General features: G+C 42.4%; 14 protein-coding genes. All 14 read right to left on the reverse strand.

Features of this window, described 5'->3' with window-relative positions; genetic code table 11:
* Positions 1 to 53 precede the first annotated feature (53 nt).
* On the reverse strand, positions 54 to 8,507 hold the full coding sequence (locus DXA18_RS16985; protein WP_330424532.1) for a DEAD/DEAH box helicase family protein: 8,454 nt from the start codon (positions 8,505 to 8,507) through the stop codon (positions 54 to 56).
* Between the two features lie 27 nt (positions 8,508 to 8,534).
* Complete coding sequence (locus tag DXA18_RS10380; protein WP_118383832.1) at positions 8,535 to 10,649, reverse strand: type IA DNA topoisomerase; 2,115 nt, start codon at positions 10,647 to 10,649, stop codon at positions 8,535 to 8,537.
* 72 nt (positions 10,650 to 10,721) lie between these two features.
* On the reverse strand, positions 10,722 to 11,387 hold the full coding sequence (locus DXA18_RS10385) for a CD1107 family mobile element protein (protein WP_118383833.1): 666 nt from the start codon (positions 11,385 to 11,387) through the stop codon (positions 10,722 to 10,724).
* Entirely contained in the window at positions 11,377 to 11,712 is a 336-nt protein-coding gene (locus DXA18_RS10390; RefSeq protein WP_029730842.1) for a DUF4315 family protein, read from the reverse strand. The genes DXA18_RS10385 and DXA18_RS10390 overlap by 11 nt, the downstream gene beginning before the upstream one ends.
* Before the next feature lie 16 nt (positions 11,713 to 11,728).
* Entirely contained in the window at positions 11,729 to 14,158 is a 2,430-nt protein-coding gene (locus DXA18_RS10395) for a C40 family peptidase (RefSeq protein WP_118383834.1), read from the reverse strand.
* 5 nt (positions 14,159 to 14,163) lie between these two features.
* Positions 14,164 to 14,610 (reverse strand): hypothetical protein, encoded by a 447-nt coding sequence (locus DXA18_RS10400; RefSeq protein WP_055282532.1) that lies wholly within the window; start codon positions 14,608 to 14,610, stop codon positions 14,164 to 14,166.
* A complete protein-coding gene (gene srtB, locus DXA18_RS10405) occupies positions 14,600 to 15,370 on the reverse strand; it encodes a class B sortase (RefSeq protein WP_118383835.1) in 771 nt (256 codons plus the stop codon). The genes DXA18_RS10400 and srtB overlap by 11 nt, the downstream gene beginning before the upstream one ends.
* A 16-nt stretch (positions 15,371 to 15,386) precedes the next feature.
* Positions 15,387 to 18,098: a VirB4-like conjugal transfer ATPase, CD1110 family gene (locus DXA18_RS10410; protein ID WP_330424533.1), complete on the reverse strand. Its 2,712-nt coding sequence runs from the start codon at positions 18,096 to 18,098 to the stop codon at positions 15,387 to 15,389.
* 93 nt (positions 18,099 to 18,191) lie between these two features.
* Positions 18,192 to 18,560 (reverse strand): PrgI family protein, encoded by a 369-nt coding sequence (locus tag DXA18_RS10415; RefSeq protein ID WP_029730837.1) that lies wholly within the window; start codon positions 18,558 to 18,560, stop codon positions 18,192 to 18,194.
* Positions 18,561 to 18,584: 24 nt separating this feature from the next.
* A complete protein-coding gene (locus DXA18_RS10420) occupies positions 18,585 to 19,454 on the reverse strand; it encodes a VirB6/TrbL-like conjugal transfer protein, CD1112 family (RefSeq protein WP_055282538.1) in 870 nt (289 codons plus the stop codon).
* Positions 19,455 to 19,481: 27 nt separating this feature from the next.
* Positions 19,482 to 19,694 carry a Maff2 family mobile element protein gene (locus DXA18_RS10425; RefSeq protein WP_005421639.1) on the reverse strand — a complete coding sequence of 71 codons (213 nt, stop codon included), beginning with the start codon at positions 19,692 to 19,694 and terminating at the stop codon, positions 19,482 to 19,484.
* A gap of 147 nt (positions 19,695 to 19,841) precedes the next feature.
* On the reverse strand, positions 19,842 to 21,779 hold the full coding sequence (locus DXA18_RS10430; RefSeq protein WP_118383836.1) for a VirD4-like conjugal transfer protein, CD1115 family: 1,938 nt from the start codon (positions 21,777 to 21,779) through the stop codon (positions 19,842 to 19,844).
* Positions 21,776 to 22,294, reverse strand: a complete 519-nt coding sequence (locus tag DXA18_RS10435; RefSeq protein ID WP_029730832.1) for a PcfB family protein — start codon at positions 22,292 to 22,294, stop codon at positions 21,776 to 21,778. Before DXA18_RS10435 ends, DXA18_RS10430 begins: the two co-directional genes overlap by 4 nt.
* Before the next feature lie 31 nt (positions 22,295 to 22,325).
* Positions 22,326 to 23,234: a DUF6017 domain-containing protein gene (locus tag DXA18_RS10440; RefSeq protein ID WP_330424537.1), complete on the reverse strand. Its 909-nt coding sequence runs from the start codon at positions 23,232 to 23,234 to the stop codon at positions 22,326 to 22,328.
* Positions 23,235 to 23,399 lie beyond the last annotated feature (165 nt).

Below are 23,399 nucleotides of genomic sequence, written 5' to 3' on the forward strand. Positions count from 1 at the left end.
AATCCTCCATAGAAAAATCCCGCCAAAGCTCTGTCACTCTGACGGGATACCCTTTATAACTCCTGTTCATGTTTCTTTTTTGGTTTCTGCTGTTTTTCGCCTGTCTGCTCCTGCTGTTTCTGTTCTTTCATTCTTTCCAGAATAGATGTTTTATGAACACTGTCAGCAATTCTGTCCTGTCGTTCCTCCGGCACGTTTACTTCCGGGTTTTCCCCGATTTCCTCGTCTGCCAGAAGATTTTCTCCCCCTTTCTCATCCATGTTCAGCATGGCATTTAGTTCTGCCAGACGTTCCATTTTTTCACTCAGTTCCGCTTCTTTCGGGAATGGCTTCTGCACCTCTTCCTGTGCGGTCTTTAACTGCTGTTGTACCGTTTCCAGATTCTGCTCGGTATCTGCCAGCTTTTTCTCGATTGCAGAAAGTGCATTATGAATCCTCTGGATATTGCCCAGAGTATCCTTTCCGAACTCAATCTTATAAGAACATTTTCCCTTGATCGTCATGGTATAAGTATTCGACAGAAAATTATATTCTGAAGAAAGTGCAAAACCATGATATTCCCCAATCTGCCCGGCTGATTTTACGGACTTCAAACCGGATGCTGCTGAAATGAGTGCAACTCCCGCTTCCTTTTTATCGGTATACAGCTTTCCACCGACTGTCATTGCAAAGTGGTCATTATCCTGTAAATCTACTTCTTTTACCACATCTGCATCCACACGCATACCGGCAATTTTCTCCTTCAATGCTACAATCTGTACCGGATACCGCTTTGCAATATCCGATTCCAGACGATAGATCTGACTGGTGTGGTTTGCTTTCAGAAGTTTCAGTTTACTTACCTGCACATCCAGATCCATTTTTTCTTTGATGTACTCGTTTCCTGTTGCCAGTGCTTTGATCTCTGCATAGGACAGGGCTGTATCATCTACATCTTCACAGGCACGCACCGGGGATTTACTGGTCATGATCTGTGAAATAAACTTCTGCTTGTTTTCCAGAATCTGCCACATGTACGAATCAAACGTATTTTCCGTTACATACCGGAAGATTTTTACCTTGTCATTCTGGTTTCCCTGCCTGAGAATACGTCCCTCCTGCTGTTCCAGATCTGACGGTTTCCAAGGGCAGTCCAGATGATGCAGTGCAAGTAGTCTGTCCTGGACGTTGGTACCAGCACCGAGTTTTGGAGTGGAACCCATCAGGATTCTTACCTGCCCGGCCCGCACCTTTGCAAACAGCTCCGCTTTTTTCACCTCCGTATTGTACTCATGGATAAATGCGATCTGCTCTTTCGGGATTCCCCGTTCCACCAGCTTGTTTCTCACATCATCATAAACATTGAATGTTCCGTCAGTTTTCGGTGTGCTGAGGTCACAGAAAATCAGCTGGGTAGCCTGTGTATCTTTTCCGTCCTTCCATACCTGGAAAGCATTCTCCACGCAGGCATTTACCTTGCTTTCCCCTGCATCTGGCAGCATATCATTTAAAAGCCTCTGGTCTAATGCACATTTTCTTCCATCATTGGTAATTTTGAGCATGTTATCTACCCTTGGATCTACCGCACCTCCCCTAACCTGCTCTGCACGTTCTGAAAATGCTTCCACCATTTCTTTCTGCTCATCGCTCGGTTTTAATACTTCATTGATATATTCTGCTTCCGGTACAGGAAGATTCAACATGTCCGCAGTCTGAATATCTGCTGTTTCCTTAAATATGGAAATCAGTTCCGGAAGATTAAAAAAACGGGCAAATCGTGTTTTTGCACGATAGCCCGTCCCTTCCGGTGACAATTCGATTGCTGTAACTGTTTCTCCAAAAGTCGCTGCCCACGAATCAAAATGTCCCATTCCCATATTCATTAAAGTATCATACTGGAGGTATCTCATAATGGTGTATAATTCGGTCATACTGTTTGATACGGGTGTTCCCGTTGCAAACGTGATTCCTTTTCCCCCGGTAATCTCATCCATGTACCTGCATTTCATAAACATATCTGAACTTTTCTGTGCATCGGTCTGTGAAATGCCTGCCACATTCCGCATTTTAGTGTATAAAAAAAGATTTTTATAATAATGTGACTCGTCCACAAACAGCCTGTCCACGCCTAACTGCTCAAAAGTCACAACATCATCCTTTCGTGTCTGGTCATTTAATTTTTCCAGTTTTGCTTTCAGGGTTTTCTTCGTCTTTTCCATCTGTTTAACGGTATACTGCTCCCCGACCTGCGTCTTTGCTGATTCAATAGAAAATGTAATATCTGCAATCTGATCTTCCAGCAATGCAATCTGTCTTTCCCTGGAAAGCGGGATTTTCTCGAACTGGCTGTGTCCAATAATGACCGCATCATAATCCCCTGTTGCGATTCTGGAACAGAACCGTTTTCTGTTTGCCGGTTCAAAGTCTTTCTTCGTTGCCACCAGAATATTTGCTCCCGGATATAAGCGTAAAAAATCACTTCCCCACTGTTCCAGCAAATGGTTTGGAACCACATAAAGGCTCTTTTGTGCCAGTCCCAGACGCTTGCTCTCCATACCGGCTGCGATCATCTGGAATGTCTTACCTGCACCTACGCAGTGTGCGAGCAGTGTATTATTTCCATAAAGGATATGTGCCACTGCATTTTTCTGATGCTCCATCAGCTTAATTTCCGGATTCATTCCGACAAACTGGATATGACTGCCATCATATTCTCTTGGTCTTACACTGTTAAACCGTTCATTATAAATTTTGCAGAGCGTTTCCCGTCGGCTCATATCCTTAAAAATCCACTCTTTAAATTCCTCCCGGATCAGTTCCTGCTTCTGCTGCGCCAGAGTAGTTTCTTTTCGGTTCAGTACCCGGTGTTCCCCATCCGCATCATGTATTGTGTCATAAATTTTTGTGTCACGCAGATTCAGTGCATCCTCCAACAAGCGATAAGCATTTGCCCTCTGTGTTCCATAAGTTGATGTGGAAAGTGGATTATTGCTGCTATCCACATTCTTTCCCTTTACATTCCACTGTCCAGTCACTTCCGCATACTGCACTTTAATACGCTCATAATTGATATGGTGTCGTGGTGTATGGAATGTTTCTGCCATGAACTCTGTAATATAGTCCGGAGAAATCCATGTTGCACCAAGCCTTGCTTCAATCTCGGAAGCGTCCAGGTCTTTCGGCTGTACCCGTTCCAGTGCCTGCACATTGACCATATATTCCGGATGGTTTTCTGCAAACTGCCTTGCAACGTTCAGCTTCTCCCTGACATTCCCAGAAAGATACTCGTCGGATGGCTCCCATTTATCTGTAAGCGGATTTTTGAAGATAACACCTGTAAGCTCCTCTGTGACCTCTTCCTCTGTTTTCCCTGTAAGCTCCATCATATAAGGAATATCCACTTTCGCCTTTTCCCCGATAGATACCGCCAGTGCCTCACTTGCAGTATCTACCGATGTTACCGGCTCTGCCCTGCGGATCGTCCTTTTCGTAAATATGTCTGCTTTCCGCTTCAACTCGCCCTTTTCATCCAGAAATTCAAGGGAAGTCAAAAGGCAATAGCTGCTGTCCATGCTGAACGCTCTTTTATTTGCATTGCTGCTGAGTAGTCCATACTTGGCAGTAAAACTGTCATAAACCTGATTCAACTCAGCCTGTAAGCTGGCAACCTCTTCATCACTGCATTCATCCAACTGCCGTTCCAAAAGCCTGTTTGTTGCATCCCGGATGGCAACCATACCTCTGACACGTTCGCCTGTCACAACGGGAAGTTCCATCTTATTCATAGCAGAATTTTCCCTGTAATAAATATCCTCTCCGACAAGTGCAAAGCTGAAGTTCTTAATGTTCGGATCTGCCGGTATGGATACCACCTGTTCTTCCAATTCCGTATCCGAAATCTCCTGCTCTGTAATAGTTCCTTGGATATGCTTTACCGCTTCTTTTAACTGCTCTGCCAGATCTACTCCCTCTTTTGCCTTTACCGTCACTTCCTGTTTTCCGTACTGGGTACTTTCTGTTGTGAAATCCCCAAGCACCATTTTCGGATGATCTGCAAAATAGGAATTGACTGTATAGCCTTCTGACGTGGTTTTTAACTGTACCCAGTCTGGCTCTGTGATCGCAGCCCTGTCCCTTTTCTGGAAAAACAGAATATCCGCAACCACACTGGTATTGGCATTTCTCTGGAAAGCATTGTTCGGTAAGCGGATTGCCCCTAGCAGATCTGCCCGGTTTGCAAAATACTGTCGGACTTCCGGATTCTGTTTATCCATTGTACCGCTTGATGTAACAACTGCCACCACTCCTCCCGGGCGTACCAGGTCTAAGGATTTTGCAATAAAATAATCATGAATCATAAAATGGTATCTGTCATACTTGCGGTCACTGACCTGATATGCCCCAAACGGTACATTTCCAATCACACAGTCAAAAAAGCTGTCCGGGTAACTGGTTTCCTCAAATCCCTGTACTGCAATCCTGTTCTTCTGGTAAAGCTGTTTCGCGATCTGCCCGGAAACCGGATCAAGCTCCACGCCGTACATATTTGCAGCACTCATGCTTTCCGGTAAAAGTCCCATAAAGTTACCAACTCCACAGGATGGCTCCAGGATATTTCCCTGTTTCAGTCCCATATTTCCAAGTGCTTCATACATAGCCTTGATAACCGTCGGAGAAGTATAAAAAGCATTTAGCGTTGATGCCCTTGCTGCACTGTATTCTTCTGGCGTGAGGACTCCTTTTAACTGCGTGTATTCCTCTGCCCAGGCACTGTTTCTTTCTTCAAAAGCCTGTGGAATACCGCCCCATCCAACATATCTTGACAACACTTCCTGTTCTTCCGGTGTTGCTAATCTCTGCTCCTGTTCCAGTTCTTTCAGCAGCCGGATAGCTTCCATATTTGCTTTAAACTTTGCTTTCGGACCGCCAGCACCAAGGTCATCGTCTGTAATATGGAAATTATGAGGTTCCTGTTCCTGCACCTGTTCATTCTGCAGATATGGTAAAAATTCTCCCTCATAGCCAAACAGTTCGTTCTCCCCTGGAATATAATTTCGTCCGGTTTCCATACACCGGAAAATATCAGCTTTTGATGAACCACTCGCTTCGTAGAATCCTGCATAAGAATATAAAATATCATCTTCTCGCTCGTAAGTAGTCAAGTGCAATTCTGTATTTCCTCTTGTCTGATTTACCAATTCTTTTCCTTCCAGACCTTGCGGAAGAATCCCCACTGCTTCAAAATGATACCCCTGATATTCAAATACATTCTCGTCCCACTGTTCCTGTACAACTACATCTTCTAACTCAAAATCTGATTCTTGTAAATCCAATTCCTGTCGTACTCTGGTAATTTCTTCTGGATTCATGACATGATCTGTATATGGCTCGATCATATCCTCCTGCCATCTGCCATTATCATTCCAGATTTTTTCTGAAATGTCAGAAACCAACTGCATCTGTTCCGGTGAAAAGTCTGGATTCAGTACTGGTTCTAACATACGCTCCTGTTCAGCCAGCTTTCGGATAACAGCCATCTGTTCCTCGGAAAAATCCTCTACAGATTTTCCAACTGTATCCATGCTGTCATAAATCAGTTCGCCTACACGACTTTTTAATACATAATCATCCTCATAAAAGCCATCTTCCCACAATTCTTTTGCTTCTTCAAAGTACATATGAGGATCTGCCTCTGGTTCTTCATTCTGTATCTCTTCCGCTTCTGCAGTCGATTCTTCTACTTCCAGTTCTTCCGTAGGTTCCTCTGATTCAGAATTACTCATAATGTCAAATAAAGACATCTGGTATCCTGTCAAGCCTTCCGTCTGCTCTGCTACTTCCTGTGCCGGGAAAATCGTATAGCTGCCCTCCACATACTGATGTACTTCTGTTAAAAGCTGTAATTTCTTCTCATAAGTTTCATTCACTGATTCAAAATCCAATGGCAGCATCGCCAGTGCATCGTCCATCGCCTGTAACAGTTTCTGTGCCTGTTCTGAATCATTCAGCATAGCAGGTAATTCTTTTCTTGCTTCTTCATTGAAGAAATCCTGTTTAAATGGACGCTCAATTTCTTCTGGCAGTCTTGCATAAAAGCTGATCACTTTCCCTGCAATTCGTTCCCTTTCATAATCTGGCATACGGGAATAATCAGCAGAATGTAAAAACTGTTGGTTGTCAATCAGATAGCCAACTCTTTTTGCCACTTTTGCCCAGGGAAGCAACACCGAAGTATCTGGATTCCCATAGGTTCCTCTCTCCAGTTTCAACCCTTTTCCGTCATAATCTGCATGGGAATTATCTGCACCACATAAAGCGTGGCTACAACCACCTGTTCCGTATCTTTCTTTAATAAAATCCGTTCTGGCTTTCTCATCTTCATTCAGAAGATAAAAAGAATATGTAGAAAGCCTGCCATCTGAATACGGTCCTCCCCCGGAAAGAAAAGCATCTATTTCATCCTGAGTAATAAACACCTTATGCTCCTGCCATGTAAAGCCAGCCCTTGCATTGTAAGGAACTACTTCTGCCGCAAATTTCTGGAACTGACCAGATATTCTGATTGGATTATAGGTGCGGAACCGCATAATGCTTTTATCTTCCTCATAAGCCATTGCCAGCCCTTCCAAACGCTCATTCAGATCTGACAGCCACTGTGGATCTACCAGTTTTTCTTCCAGGTAATCTGTTATTTCTGGATAAATACTGCGAAGATGCGGTAAATCTTCTTCATCAAAAACAAGTTCTTCTACACCCTCTGCCATATCTGCTTTCATATAGGCAAGTGACTGGGCATGTTCCTTTACTGCGTTCTCCCTTGCAACATCGAGTACAGACTGCGGTGCATATTCACCCTGTTTCAAAAGCTGATGGATACGTCCACTCACATCTTCCCAGGATAAAAACGCCTTATCCAGAATCTGATCAGTAACGGTATGCCCTACTGCAATCTGCAATCCGGTTTCGTCAAACCAGACAGAATATTCCATTCCATTGATTTCAAAACCTTTTCCACCAGTTCCATACTCCCGCTTTACAAACTCCGTATATTCTTCCGGTGTCTGTTCACTCATAAAATTATAGATAATACGAAGCTGGCTTTTACTTCGGTTTCCCCCGGTTCTTAAAACCTCATCGACCACTTCACTTGGAATGGCAATCTCTCCTGCATAAAGGGCAGCTACTCTGTTTTCAATTTCTCGTTTCTGTTCATTTACAGACGGAAGTTCTGGCAAAGATAAAGCAGAGGCAATTTCTTCCTCTGCTTTACTTAACTGATCTTCACTTGTATCTTCAATTAACTGTATACCAATTCCGTCAAGATGCTCTCTTCCGCTGTTGCCGTCAGACTGTTCATATGTGCTGCCCACGCCATCGGGTTCTCCTCTTTCGACGGTGCCGGATTCTTCTCCAACAGTTTCTCCATCAGTACTTCCAATCTCTCCTGTGCCGCTTTCTCGATCTCCTCCAGATGGCTGTTCAATTTCCCGGTCAGCAACAGGCTCTGGTACAGGCTGTTCTTGTACTCCTTCAGAAATGTCCTCCGCAGCATTCCGTATTTCCCGATCTGTGCTTCTGTTTCCTGAATTGTCAGGTTTGGAAACAGATAATCCCCTTTTCGATGATATGTCAGTGCCATACTCATTTCCTCCTTCATTTTCCTGTGAATATTCTTTTTCTGTAATAGTATCGTTGTTTTCTTTGCTTTCGCGAATTAACGTGTTAAAGTTATTATAATTCCTTTCTTCTGAATTTTCAATACCTTTTTTCATTTCTTCTAATGAAATGCGATGTACATATCTTCCAATATCCACCAGAACTGATTCACTCGCTCTGCTTGTGGCATTTCCAATGAATGTCAGCACAGAGAGGCGATTGTAATCTGTAATATGTACAAAATCCATTTCCTCCTGCCGTTCCATTGGAGCAAGTCCGCATCTGGAAGCAAGTGTATAATAAATGCTGTCCGTCAACAGACTTCGGAACTCACTGCGGATGGTATCTTCCTCCAGTTCTTCCAGATAGGTTCCCTCTGTCACATACAACAGACCATCCAGATACTCCTCCAGATTTTCCTCCACCATATACCTAGCGGTTGCCATCAAAGCGTCAGAAAGATTTTTCGTATCTTTCGCTTCCAATCCATAAACTTCTTCCAGGTGAAGCAATACCTCTTCCTGCTGTTCTTCCTGTAGTTTCCACAGATACGGTGTTCTTCCACCATTTACCATATGGGTATCCTGAACATCGAATACATATCGAAGTCTTGTTTTCTGCGTGGTTTCATCTATAAGGGCAATTCCTTTTGCCCCTCTGTTTACCCACCGGAACATTTTTTGATTCCATAATTCCAGCGACGCACAGGCAGTTGCCTGTGGACGCTGTGCATGAATCAGAAGCTGATCCATAAATGGGTATCGGTATAATCTGGCTGCGGTATCCAGATAGTTCATCCAGTCCCTGGGCGAACTGCTGATACTGGATGCATGTGCTTCTGCAAGACCTCTTATATCTTCCAATCGAGCCATAACCTTATTCCTCCTTCCGTCAGTTCTTTATTTTTTCTTTTTGTTGCTGTTTGTTTTCTTTTTAGGAAATTCCAGACTGAATCTGGCTTTTCCATCTTCCACCCCAAGTACAAGGTCAGCATCAAATTTGCTGTCTTTTTTCTTGGAATACAGTCCTTTTATATGAGTACGTCCCCTTTTCAGAAGCTCCACAGCCATCTTTTTATCCATTGATTTTTTCATACTTTCCAGAAACCTATTTGACTTCCATAAAGCAAACGAACAGCTTCTGTCAGAACAGTAATAATTGCTCTTACCCTCATATACATCGGAACCGCATATTGGACATTTCCCTATTACTTCCCTTGCAGTCTGAAAACGACTTCGTTCTTCTTCCGGAATCGCCCTGCATACAGAAAGGATCTCAGTAATCATAGATACAATCCCATCCATAAATTCATCATCCCGAATTTTTCCCTTTTCCATCATCAGAAGCTGATTCTCCCATTCTGCTGTCAGGCTTGCAGATTTCAGATTCTCCGTCATTACATGAATCAGCTCACAGCCTGCCGCCGTAGGAAGAATCTGTTTTCCTTTACGTTCTGCATACCCGGAAGATACCAGTTTCTCAATAATATTAGCTCTGGTTGCCGGTGTCCCAAGTCCCTTTTTCTCTGTTTCAGAATCAAATTCCTTATTTCCCGCTGTTTCCATCGCAGCAAGCAGAGTATCTTCGGTAAACATCTTCGGTGGGGAAGTGTAATGGGTACTCTTCTCTGCTTTCACAGAAACAAGAATCATTCCCTCCTCATACACTTCTGGAAGTCCTGTCTTATTATCTGGTTCATCAGATTTCTTATCCTTCACACAATATTTCCGAAAGGCTTCTTCCACTTCTTTAAATCCCATCTGCACAGGCAGCTTTCCTTTCGTAGCAAATTCATGTTCTTTGCACTGTACAGAAATTTCAGTCTGCTCATAAAGGTAATCTTCTCTGGTTGCCTGTACAAGCTGCTGTCCAATCAGCATCATAAGATTTTTCTTTCCATCTGAAAGTCCTCCCATACCTTTTTCTACTGCCTCTTTTGTCAGCAGGATTGCATGGTGGTCTGATACTTTTGTATTATTGATTACACGCTCTGCATTTCCTCCAGACTGTTCAGATTTCAAAAATGGGAGAAAATCTGTCATTTCATCTGCAAGTGTTTCTACCGTTTCTTTCATATCTTCCGTTACATACTGGCTATCCGTTCTCGGATATGTAACCATCTTTTCCTCATACAGTTCCTGCAGCATATCCAGTGTTTTCTGAGCGGTGTATCCAAAATAACGGTTCGCCTCTCTCTGCAGACTGGTCAGATCATAAAGTTTCGGCGGTGAAATTCGTTTCTGCGCCTTTTTTACTTTTGTAACCATTGCTTCTTCCCCATCACAAAGTTTTCTTAATTCGTCTGCTTCTGCTTCAGACTGGATATTTTCTGATGTTACTGTAAGTTTCCCATCTGACAGAGAAACCTTATAATAGGCTTCTTTCTTGAAATGCTCGATTTTCTCTTTTCTTTCTGTCAGCATGGAAAGCGTTGGTGTCTGTACCCTGCCGACCACCAGGCGTTTAAAATATCTGGTTGTATAGGCTCTCGTTGCATTCATTCCGATCAGCCAGTCTGCCTGCGCTCTGCACACCGCAGCATTACAAAGACCTGCGTATTCTTTCCCGTCCTTTAAGGTCTGGAAGCCTTTCTGAATTGCTTCATCTTCCATTGAACTGATCCACAGACGCTTCACTGGTTTTTGACAGCCTGCCAGATCATAAACTCTTTTAAAAATCAGTTCTCCCTCTCGCCCGGCGTCACAGCCATTGACCAGATACGCCACATCTTCCCGATTCATTAAGCTGCACAATACTTCAAACTGCTTCTTTTTATCCTCTGATACCTGCACTTTCCATACTTCCGGAATGATCGGTAAATCCTCAAACTGCCATTTTTCATATTTTTCATCATAAATTTCTGGTGGTGCATATTCTGCGAGATGTCCCAAGCACCAACTGACAATACAATTGTTCCCCTCCAGATAGCCGTCCTCTCTCTGATATGCAGATAAATTCTTTGCAAGACTCTGTGCCACGCTTGGTTTCTCTGCAATCACTAAAAATTTCGCCATATTTTTCTCCTGTTCCTGTCAAAAAGGCAGTCCCAAAAGAACTGCCCTTTCTCCATACTTTATGATTTTTTGTTATTTCTGCTGATTCTCTGCATTTTCTTCATCTTCATTGATGTAACTGTCATCAGCAAATTCCAGACCTTCCTCTACAATGCCGTCCTCTTTTTTCTTTCTCAATTTTCCAAAAGCGAACATGCCAAGACCACCCAATGCTAGCGTTGCAACTGCTCCCAAAGCAATCCATCCAATCATCTTGTTAATGCCAGATTCCTGCTTTGCCTCTGTTTCCGACTGTGCTGTAGTTTCCGGTTCTGGTGTTGTAGTCGTTTCTGGAAGAACAACCGCAGATTCCTCTTTCTTTTCCGTTTCTTTGGTTTCATCTAAGAACTCTGCCAGGTCATTTTCATCCACAAGTGACATCATGTACACATTTTCAGAAGTACCGGAACGGTCAATGACCATATAAAAGGTATTTCCATTCTTTGTCTGTACAGTCAGAAACTGCTTGGTACTGTCATTCTCCTTATCATCCACAAGCTGTCCGTTTCCCGGTGTAGAAAACGGTGTTCCTTCTGTGGCAGGCTGCTCTGCAGGCTGTTCTTCTATGACCTGCTCTGTTGCTTCGGTCTGCTCTGCATTTTCATTTGCCTGTGCAAAAGCAGTCACACTGGCAGAACCAATCAGCATCGTAGCTGACAGCATGACCATCAAAATTTTTTTCATTACCTTATTCTTCATCTTCCAAATCCTCACTTTCTTCTACCTGTCCGGTTGCCACATTTCTCTCCAGACTCTCTTCTTTCTTTGCATCTGTTTCGGAACTATCCATAGAGAGATTGCCCTCCTCATCAAACTGCATGGTAACTGTTCCGTTCTGAATCCCATCCAGAAAAGTCAACATCTCTCGACTATCCATTTTCATGGAACGAATCGCCTTGATAATTTCTGCATCCTCCATCTGCTTTTTCTGGATTTTTAGTTTCTTTACATATTCCTGTAATTCCAGAATCTTATCTTCAGTTTTCTGAATATCATCCAGAACCTTTTTTAATCGCATGTTCATATTCCATCACTCCCTTCTAATGAAGCCTTCCAAATGCCATAAAGTGTTGCTGCCAGTAAGAGCTTGCAATGCTCGTATACTGAATCGGGTTTCCACAATGGATCATCATATTATTTCCTACATAAATTCCAACATGGCTCGCTCCCGGCGTATCATAAGTTCCCTGGAAAAAGATCAGATCTCCCGGCTTTGCATCAGATGGAGATACATAGGAGCAATAAGACCGAAGCCCATCTGCCGTTGTTCTTCCTACATTCCAGCCATTTCCGCAGTTATTGATTACCCAACATACGAAACCGGAACAATCAAAACTGGTAGATGGAGATGCACCGCCCCACACATACGGATAACCCAGATATGTTTCTGCTTCCCGAATCATCTTGGCAAACTGCGGATCAGAAAGTGCTTCTGCCGGAATATCATATCCAAAGCCTGCCCCGCCTGTCGGAATTGAGTTAAGGTCAAACAGATAATCACGATTTCCATAGTATTTGTTGTAAGCGTCATACTGCTCCTGTTCCTTATCTGTCATACGGTTTCTTAAAACTGCATCCAGATTATGGTTCGTGAGTGTTACATCCAAACGGTTCACTTCTCTTGTCGTTGTTACTTCTACTTCCTGACTTCCGTTGCTGTCTGCTATGTACGCTTCCCAGGTCTGATGCCCATGTGCTGATGCAGAAGCATGATCACCATAATATACATCAAACTGAACACCATATTTTGCAAATGCTCCCGTATCTTCTACTACATATTCCACTCCGTTCATAATGACATGGGTTCCCATTGGCACAAATGGATTGGAAGCATCTACTGCAATCGTATGATTAGCCTGTGGATATGCGCCACTTGCAGTCGGACCACCACTCCACTGCCCGCAACAGATTGAACAGTTACAATATCCGCTGGTCACCACCTGTCCCAGTGATTCCCCAACCCTGACCTTTTTCTTTTCTGTTACAGTTTCTCGTGTCGAGTCCGTATACAACCCATACTGTTCCTTAAAAATCTCCTGGATCTCATCCGCAACCTCTGCATAGGTAAAACCGCCATACTTGACTGTCAAGTAAGAAATAAGCTGATACGGGTTGTGTCCAATCTCATCAATCTGGAACTGGAACTCATCATAGTCGGAATGGTTTGCCTTCATCTGATTGATCTGCTCATTCAGTGCATTTTCCAATGCTACATAAGCATTTTCCGCAGCATAAATATCTTCATCCTCACTGGAATAACTGGTAGAAATAATGGCATTGGAACCTCCCTGGAATAATGCAGCGCAACTTGACAGACTCGTTGCCATCAATGCAAAAAGCAAAACCATAACTCCTATCGTCAGAAGGATATTCCGGTTCTGCGCCACAATCTCCTTGACTGCTGCCTTGGCTTTCTCCGTAAATCGCTGTGCATTTACAAACACTGCATCTTTCGCAGCCTTTCCCTGTTTCGCAGCCTGATACTGTTTCTGGTAACGCTTTTTCTGCAGTAATTTCTTTAAGGCAGACTGTTTTTTCTGCTCTGCTTCTTTCTGAACCGCCTTTTTTGCCTCATTGGAAGCACTAGTTCCAAACTGCAAGCGGGATTTTTCCATTTCTTCCAGCACAGATTCCCTTAACCGGTTATTTCTCTGCCGGTTCTCTTTTAACCGTTCCCGGACGTAAATTGACTTTCTTGCAAGACTTTCTCCCGCAAGTTCCATTTGCTCTGCTGCATCAAGAGCCGCATTATCGTCGGTATCCTCTCTGATCTTTTTCTGACCATAGGCAGATGCCGTTTCAGAAACAACGGTTGCACCCTTTCTTGCCATTCCACTGCCTGGAATCATACCTTTGCCTTCATCTTCAAAGGAAAGACGGGATTTTGATTTCTTCTGTTCTTTTAGCGTCTGTTCCCTTTTCGTCTTGCCTTTGATCTCTTCCCGAAAATCTTCCATTGATTTTTCATCAACTTCTGACTTTTCATGGTAGCGTTTCTGCTCTTTTGCTGCATAGGCTATGACCATCTTTTTCTTTCGGCTCTGCCTGTCTGGTTCCGGTGTTTCAGAATCACGTTCGGCATCCTGTCCCGGATGTCCCCGGATACTTTCTTTACGAAGTCTGGAACGTGAAACAGACGGAGATTTCTCCCCGTCTGCCTTATCCTCACTCATTTCTGAGTTTTCCATTTCATCCGCTTCCGCAATTTTTTCCTGTTCCAGAAAAGCGTGTCTTGACTGTAACCTGTGTTTTCCCTCTGTTCCTTCCTCTACTGGTTCTTCTGCAGTATGAGCTTTTCTTGCCTTTCCAAAATCCAGCTCCTGTTCCCTGTGTCCGGCTGTTTTCTTCTCATCTGCCTCACGTCTGGTAATTCGCTTCTCCTTTTTACTGCGAAGATTTTCTTCCCGAAGTCCATCCCGGCTCATCTTCTGGACAGTTTTATCCCTTGCTTTATATTCATGCTCCTGCATGGTCATCATCTCCTGATTTCATAATTTTTGTTCAGAAACGTGTTCCATCTGTTTTCAATGGCAATCGCCTTATCCTTTAATTTCACTGAAACATCAGAAAGACCACTCTGTAACTCTCGCCCCTGCGTATCTGCAAGCAGAGCCAATGAATCCATTACTTCTAACAGACCAGCAATGCAAAGCATATCCTTATGCGCCATTTCTAAAAGTGATCTTTCAGATTCCCCATAAGCCCAGTAGTCTTCGCTGTCCCAGTCCCAGATACCTCCTGTTCTTGCTTTATCTGGTTTAGAATCCGGCTCTACACTGTCCTGCTCATTATCAAAAAAATCATTTTCATCGCACTTAATTTTCTCTTCCGGTTCTTCCATATCACTTATCTCATCAAACCAGTCCTTCGTCAGATCTTCGCAGCCAAATTCAAATTCTTCCGGTTCTTTCTCAGCTTTCATTTTGCTGAATTTTTTTTGCAACCACGACCATACGCCCATTCCGCTGTGAATATTCGCATGTGGACAATGTAAGCAGCTTGTCCCCATATTCTGCTGTGATTCCGGTTTCATAGATTGCTTTTCGCTTAATTTTTCTAATAAAGTACTCATAATCTGCCCCTTTCTGTGCTTTTATAAAACTGTAATAGTTAAAGTCATTTCCGGTATAAACCGGTGTTGTAAATGCTGATAATATCTGATACTGTTCATTTCCCCATATGGTACGGAACAGGATTGTTGGATGCTCCTCATAAAATCCCTTGTCTTTATATTTTTCAAGATCAGCAAACATCTTCCCACTGTTCATATGATGCCCATAGATAATCAGGTTGTCTGAATCTCCCGGCACACATTCCTCAGCAAGAAACAGACAGCCATTTGCTGAGTAGTCCCCATTAAAATCCCGATGCAGATAATAATTCTTATCTCCGGACCTGTACATAACTGGGTAGTCTATCTTTGTTCCCTCAATCGTAAGCCACCCAATACAATCTGGATTTTCCTCATGCAATGCCAGTATTCCAGCATCTACTTCTATAAAAGAATCGCCGGAAGAATTTTCTCCCGGCTCGTCCTCTTTCTCCTGCATAAGTTCCTGCAACTCTTGCTGTAACTGATTGTCCTGTCTTTCATGTATGAACATTCCCATCAGAAAGTAAATACTGATAGTAAGCAAAATAATCGAAACAATCATCAATATTCCTGCTATAAACCGCCTCACTCTGCCACTCCTCCTGTTAATCGTCCCTGTCTTTGATGCCAAGTTTTTCACGTTTTTCCACATCTTCCGGTTTCGATGACATTAACGCATACAGCATAAGAGAATTATCAAATCTGTCCTTAAACGGAATAATTGTATTTCCATAAAAAATCAAGCCTTCTCCTGCTCCACTGTTTGTCACATAGGAAAGCTGATGCGGAGAGATGTTAAGCTGTTTGGCAAGAATCTGTCTGTCCCCGGATGCCTGGTTAAGCATCAGAATAAAATCAGAGTTTTCAAAGATGTTCTCGATTTCTCTTGAAGCAAGCAGGTCTTTTACATTCTGTGTGATACCAGTCGGAATACCGCCCCACTTACGGAACCTCTTCCAGATTTCCACGCTATATGCTGCTGTCTGTTCTTCTTTCAGCAGCAAGTGAAACTCATCAATGTAATATCTGGTAGATTTATGTGCAGCACGATTGACTGTTACCCTGTTCCAGACCTGATCCTGAACAATCAGCATACCAAGTTTTTTAAGTTGCTTACCAAGGTCTTTAATGTCGAAACATACCAGACGGTTATTCAACTCAACATTCGTGCGATGGTTGAATACTTTAAGAGAACCATTAACATAGATTTCCAGTGCCGTTGCCAGACGCTGTGCCTCTGGTTCTTCCTGCTTGCGAAGCAGATTGTATAAATCCTCCAGTATCGGCATCTTCTCTGGAACCGGATCTGCAAGATAGTCCTGATATACCAAGCGGACACAACGGTCAATAATCGTCTTTTCTACTGGCTCCAAGCCATTCTTCCCACCTACTACCAGTTCACAAAGTGAAAGAATAAAATCTGATTTCAGAGATAACGGATCGTCATCATCCGCATAATTGGTGTTAATATCCATCGGATTGATATAATCATGACTAGTTGGCGAAATACGAACAACCTGTCCATTGAATGCCCGGACTATGGGAAAATACTCGCCTTCTGGATCACAGATAATAATATCGTCCTTTGTCACGATAAAAACATTGGTAATTTCACGTTTTGCCGCAAAGGACTTACCAGCTCCCGGAGTACCCACGATCAAGCCATTCGGGTTTTTCAGTTTCTTCCTGTCAGCCATAATCAGGTTGTTAGACAAGGCATTCAGACCGTAGTAAATGGATTCTCCACCCATAAATAATTCCTGTGTCGTGAACGGAACAAAAATCGCTGTTGAAGTTGTCGTTAATGCTCTTTTAATAGGAATCCAGTTTTTTCCAAGTGGCAGACTGCTCATAAGTCCCGGTTCCTGCTGATAATCAAGCCTCTTTAATGCACAATTATATTTCTGTGCAATACCTGCGGTCTGAAATACCACATTTTCCAGTTCCTGTTTATTTTTTGCAGTATTTAAAAACACCACCGTCACAAGAAACATTCTCTCATTCCTGGATTGCAAATCTTCCAGAAGCCTCTTTGCTTCCCCTCCGTAAGTATTCAAATCAGACGGGATAATATCCATATCATATCCGGAACGAACTGCTTTTTTCTGCTCCTCAATTTTCATCCTGTTAATATCTGTAACCTTTGCTTTTACCAACTTAATCGCTTTCATCTGGTCGATGGACTGGATGTGAAGATTCACAAGCAGATTGCAGTCCATTTCCAGAAATTCCGCAAGCATTTTATCAGTCAGCTCCGGTGCCAAAATCTGCAGGTAGGATACTGCCCCGATAGTATCTCCCATCTGAAAATCTTTTCCGTTCTTAAACACAAAACTGGATGGTGCGATATAGTCCTTGGTATTCAGTCCGGTACGCAGCACATCGTCATAGCTGAACCGAAACGGAACTTTATTGTCCTGGTTGAACGTTTCATACATAATCTGCAAACGCTCCACGCCATTCAACGGATAAGCAGACACCCCTAATACCTTAAAGTTATTGAGAATATCCGTTTCGATACGCTCCAGTTTCGGTTTTGCTTCCCGGATATTGTCTGCTTCGATTCCAAATGTAAGATACTTTGTTCTGACAAGACCATTATTTCCCTTTGCCAACTGGTTTCTGAGCATCTGAGCAAACTCCATACGCAGATCATCAAAACTGTCATTCTGCTTCTTAATGCGAATCACATCTTCATATTCTGCCATATTGCTGTGATGATTGATAAAGGACAACTGGAAATGAATCGTACTGTCAAAATAGTTCAGGAAATCACACCAGTTTTCAAAAATCGCATTTTTATCTTCGTTCTGTGCCAACTGATAGTTAATATCATAAAAACGGATGGTCTTGGAATAATAACCATCTTCCACACGACAGATACCGTCTTTTCCCATTTCTCTGTATGGAATAGACTGTTGTGCGGTAATCTTCTTTTCTTTATTTCCACCACTCGTATTCCTGTTTACTTTTTTTACAGCTCCCTTTTTACCATTGGATTTTACAGAAAATGACACTGCTGGTTTCGTCTTCTTTTTATATTTATTCTCTTTTTTCGCCTGTTTCTTTGCTGCTTTTTCTTCACGAGCTGCCAGCTTTGCCTCCTGCTTTGCACGTTTTTTATCTTCTTTTTCGTGTGCCTTATGAAGTTTTGCTTCATACTTCTGTGCTTTTTCCCAGGCTCGCTGCTCTCGTCTGCTTAATTTACGTCTTGGTCTGCGGATACCCCGATGTCGCTCCAGTGCTTCATACCCTGTAACCATAGGTACTCCCTTCAAACGCTGTCTGTCCTTGACAAAATCTTCTGCTTCATCCATGGCAAACACTGGTAAACCATCAGCAGAATCTGCTTCATCTAACCACCAGCCTCTGGATAAGAAGCATCTTTGGCATGTTCTGGCAGCAATTTATCATTTTCTCTTCTTTCCACGAACTGTACCTCCCTTCGATTTTGTTATAATTTTTCTTTTCTCATACATATTTTCCACCTCATACTTTCGCAACGGAGGACGGATAAATTTTACTGTAATCATATTTTTCAGGACTTTTTCTAAAGGAAGTCCGTCTTTCTCATACATGGCAAACAAAAAAGCCGGAAGCATCAACAAACACATTCCGGTTGCCGCATTACTTGAACCAATCAATCCTCTTGCCAGGAAATAAAATGGAAGCCCTACTGCTGCTGCAATGCCAAGACAGATAAGCTGACGTTTTGTGAGGTTCAGAATAATCTTATTTTTAACTTTCGTCAGATCTTTGGGTACTGATACAAAAGCCATTTTCTATCATCTCCTTTTTTATATTTAATGTGTGTTAAACACACTCTTTGAGAAATTGGCTGTTTTCATAAGGCTGAAGCAAAGTACAACCGTATAAGCCATTACACTGAGCAATGCTGTATGCACGTTATCTGATACCTGTATATTAGCAACCAGTACGGAATAAATGCCCACACACACCATGATAAAAAATCCCTGGAATGCCAATGCGAACAATCCTCTTAAGTAATTGCTGCCAATCTGTCCCCATTCCCGATTGCTCATTGTTGCAAACGGAATTGCACCGATTGACGAATACAAGTAAATCTCAATCATACGTCCATAAAGAATGACCGTTATAAAAACGGAAATAACCTTTAAACACAGGCTTGCCAGAAGTGTTTCCAGTGCCAGTATGACTAGTTCCCCTACTTCCATTGATTCCATTGCCGTTTCCATTGAAGTGACCACCGAATCAATATTAATTGCTGTCTGATGATTGATCACTCCTGATGCCCGGTTCACTACATTCTGTCCCACATCAAAAATTGCCATAGTAATTGTGAATGCATTACTTACGAACCAGACTGCAACCCACATTTTAAAAAAATATTTGAAGAACATCCATGTATCAATGTCATGCATGTTGTTCTTCTCTGTGAGCATGGAAATCAGCTCATAACACAGCACAAAGGTTATAATCATCCCGGCAATCGGCACGATCACAGAATCTGACAGATTCTGAATCAGACTAAATATACTGCCATTCCATCCCTGGGGCGTTTGCCCAACCTGACTTGCAATATCACCGGTTTTTTCATTTACATCGGTAAACATGTTCGTCAGGTTTGAGCTGACCATGCCTGTAAGGAGGTTACGCATCCATTCTTCTATGGACTCAAAAATCTTATCCATGCGTGTTCTCCTTTCTTACTGCCCCGGCTAAAATAAATTCGCCAGTAATGGTACAAGCTGTGTACCGATTAAAACGACACCTCCACCTGCCATAAGCTGCTTGATTCCCTGTGACTTCGCACCCGGATTATCATTACCATAACCTTCCAGAAGATTGATAACTCCCCAAACTGCAAGTCCCGCTCCGATTGCGACAACGAGTGTCTGTAAAATATTAATTGCTGATGTAAAAAACGCCATAATCTATGTTCTCCTTTCGTAACTCCTGTTTTTCATTGTGATTTTTTACTGGTTACTACTCGGAGGGTTCCGCCCTGATGGGCGGTCTTTCATGCTTGTGCATATCGCTACCTCCCAAAAGGGCATAAAAAAAGAGCTATGTATGTTTTACGTTACATGCCCTGTGCCTTCATTTTCATTATTTGATTGTTCTTCCAGTTCACTGCCTTCATACATATAAAGGTCAAACTGTTCTTCCGGATCTAACCGGACTTCCATCTGATGTTTCATGTATTCTTCCACATGGAACTCATTCTTTTTATCATAATCGGATAACTGCTTATACCGTTTATGTTTTGTAATGTCAAATTTATCACTGTAAAACGGACGGACACCACGAAGCTGTAAAATACACTTGTTACCGTCCATGACTGCCAGTTCATCCCGACTCATCAATTCTTTTCCTGTTTTCTGATAGTTCAAACCGTAAGATCTGCTCTGTCCTCTTGTATCAGAAGTGTTATATAAGTCAATGGTTTCCTTACCCAGTGTTTCTGAAATTTCTTTCAGAGTGGTACTTTCCTTACCTCCCAGGAACAACATTGTGTCACAATTTCCCGTAATGGTTTCGGCTGCATCCTTGTAAATTGTCTTGAGCTGCGACTGGGACTGGAGTATAATGGAAGCAGAAATTTCCCTGCTTCGGATCGTTGCAATCAGCTTGTCAAACTTCGGAATCTGACCAATATTTGCGAACTCGTCACAAAGGATTCTCACATGATAAGGCAGTCTTCCATGATGAACATCATCGGCTCTGTCGCATAACAGATTGAAAAGCTGACTGTACATCATAGCAACCACAAAGTTAAAAGTATCGTCTGTATCCGAAATTACAATAAACAGTGCCGTTCTCTGATCTCCAATCATATCCAGTTCCATTTCATCATAAGAAGTCAGTTCCCTAAGTTCCGCAATATCAAACGGAGCAAGTCTGGCACCACAGCTGATCAAAATCGACTTTGCCGTTTTTCCTGCAGCCAGTTTGTATTTTTTATACTGCCTTACTGCAAAGTGGTTCGGCTCGTCCCTTTCCAACTCCTCAAATAACAGATCCACAGCATTTTTAAACTCTTCATCTTCTTCCCTGGTTTCACTGGCATTGATAAATTCCAGCAGGGTTGAGAAATTCTGTTCTTCTTCTGGTGCTTCATAATAGATATAACCAATCAAAGCACAATACAGCAGACGTTCCGCTTTCGTCCAGAAATCCTCGGAAGATTTTTCTCCCTCGCCCTTGGTATTTACCATGATTGTATTTACCAGTTTCAGAATATCTTTTTCAGAACGAATGTAATGAAATGGATTATAATGCATACTCTTGGAAAAATTGATGGTATTCAGCACCTTGATTTTGTAAGGAGCCATTACCACCCTGCCATTTTTATCACGCAAAATTTTTCCGTTTTTATCTTTCTTCGGTGTCCCTCTTGCTAACATTTTACCACATTCCACGATAATCGTTCCCTTTGGATCGGTGACCACAAAACTTACATTGTCCGGCATCTGCATAAGCTGCGGTTTTACATAAAATCGAGTCTTACCGCTACCAGATCCACCTATCACTATAATATTCTTGTTTCTGGCGTACTTCGGTTTCTTTGGTCTACTGTTCATGGTCAGACGTTCCGTTTGTGTCAGCAGAATATTATTCTCAAAAACCGGATCAATAAAAGGTGCTATATCCTTTTCATTTCCCCACCTGGCAGAACCATATTCCTCCCCCTGGCGAAACTTCTTTCCATTCTTTCCCTTGAAATATACCACTGCCCATATGCCAACTGCTGCGATTGTTCCCGCAACCAGACTTTTCAGCTTCATGCTTGGCAACAGCTTCTTAAAAGCTAATGGATAATTCATAAGAAGAATCATCAGCCTGTCTACTACTGTACTGCCCCTGCAATACTGATAAAGCCAGGTACATTTATTTACCACATAAAACACAATCACATACGGTATATGTAGCAGAACCTTTTTTATTACTTCCACATTCGGGGGACGCACCTGAAAACCTTTCAGTTTTTTCTTTATATTTTTTATCCCACTCATAATGTTGGCTCCTTCTGCTTCTCTTTTGATTTCTCCCGTTCTCTCTGTTTGTCCTGGTTACGGGCTGTGATTGCCTGCTGTAATTTCTTACGGACAGATGGTTTCTTGGTTTTATTCAGTGTCTTTCCGGTAAACTCCCGAAATGCTGCTGTCATCACCTCCACATCTCTCGCCTTAAAGAAAACAAAATATCTTGGTGGATCTACAGACTTATCACGTTTTAGGCTGAAATCAATACCATATTTTTTTGCAACCTTTTCAAAAGCCTTAATGTTATTATCTGTAATCTCAATGTTGGAAAGTTGAATATTCTGCTGTGTCAGCTTCTTTAAACTCTGCTTTCCATGATATTCTTTATCCGGAGGTGCCTTTGTCTGCTGTTTTCTTGCTTTCTCTGCTTTTTCTTTCTCCACTGCCGCCAGAAAACGCATCATTGCCTGTTTCAATAAACGGACTGTCACTTTTCCACCAGTGATACATAACGATACGGTTTTCTCATTTACTTCTTCCTGCAATAGAATCACTCCCTTCCTGAAAATCTAAAATTCATATATTCCCTTCGTACATATCATGCTGCACCAAAGATGAGTAATAATTGCTGATGGTCAGCGGTGCATTATATAATACTGTCAACAAATACTGACGCATATTTACTACTTTACTGGTATTTTCTTTCATGCAATGCAATACGAACCGAATATGCTCTGCATCCAGTTTTAAAAACTGGCTTTTTACTACGGATAAAGGTTTTCTGTCCCCTCCAATCCGTATAAACTCCTGTTCCGAACACACCACATCTACCATTAACCCCACAATCTCATCCAACATATGCCGGTTGAAATCATCTACGATATAGTCATATCCAATGTGTTCAAGGATAATCTGCTGATAAGCATTCCTTTCAGCTTCTTTCCTTTTCACTTCACTGGCATCTGAATAGAAAGAAAGATACTCTGTATCGTTATTCTCAGTATTACTATCCTCTATATCATTACCTGGCAGTTTACACCTGTCTGCATCGGTCATTTGTACCTTTCCTGAGAAGTCATTTTGACCTGTCTGGAAGTTCTCTTTGAACCGTTCTGGTGATACGCATTTTTTTACATAGATTCTATCGGGATTTCCCAATCCCTGTCTGACTCTCGTAATCAATCCGATTCCTTTCCGGTCATCCAGTTCCTTTAACAAGCACCGGACTTTTTTTACTCCACATCCCATAAGCCCTGCTATCTGCTCCTGCGAAAAATATATATACACTTTTCCCTCCGAATCCATCCACCGATTCTTCACAGATAACTGCATCCGGTCTAGCAATAGACCATACAACAACTTAGCTTCACAGGTCAGTTTTCCAAATACCGGACTGGTAAAGAGAATCTTGGGAATCCGATAGAACGTATACTGTTCTGCTTCCTCCCCGTAGTGATACGGGAATATGTATGTATCCTTATCCAGATTGTTTTTTCCTCTGCTCTTTTAGAATTTTAGCCATGCAATAGCCAATACAGGGATTTCTTCCATACGGACAGCCTTTGCATGGAACCCAAAACCTGTGTGCCGGATCTGGATCAGGTGGCTTTTCAGGGAGCTGATAAAAGCATCTCATCTGCCTGCATTCCT

The sequence above is a fragment of the Dorea sp. AM58-8 genome (assembly GCF_003464045.1).
GTDB classification, from domain to species: Bacteria; Bacillota; Clostridia; order Lachnospirales; family Lachnospiraceae; genus Claveliimonas; species Claveliimonas ammoniilytica.